Annotated in this window: 1 protein-coding gene; it reads right to left on the bottom strand. The window is 60.8% G+C overall.

Annotated features, from left to right (window positions below; translation table 11 throughout):
* The coding region (locus tag Q2941_RS51895) for a LabA-like NYN domain-containing protein (protein ID WP_458197586.1) at positions 1–518 on the bottom strand (518 nt) is incomplete at both ends.

Here is a 518-nt window from a genome sequence, read left to right as displayed (position 1 = left end):
GGGCCGGCCGCTCCGACGAGTCCCGACCGATTTTGGATTGCAGCTCCGCGAGATCGGTGAAGACATCTGCCTGGCGGCGGAGCTCGTCGGCGATCATCGGCGGCTGGCTGGACATGGTCGAGACCACAGTAACCCGGACGCCGCGGCGCTGCACCGCTTGAACAAGCGAGCGGAAGTCGCCGTCGCCGGAGAAGAGAATCATTTGATCGAGCTGCCCGGCGAGCTCCATCGCATCCACCGCGAGCTCGATGTCCATGTTGCCCTTCATCCTGCGACGCCCATGCGCGTCGACGTACTCCTTTGTCGTCTTTGTAACAACGGTAAAGCCGTTGTAGTTCAGCCAGTCGATCAAAGGGCGGATCGAGGAATACTCCTGATCTTCAATGGTCGCCGTGTAGTAGAAGGCGCGGAGCATTGTGCCGCGGCTCTGGAATTCCTTCAGCAGGCGCTTGTAATCGATGTCGAAGCCCAAGGTCTTGGCGGTGGCGTGGAGGTTGGCGCCATCGATGAAGAGCGCA

Source organism: Bradyrhizobium sp. UFLA05-153 (genome assembly GCF_054185185.1).
This window is presented reverse-complemented; position numbering and strand designations above follow the sequence as displayed.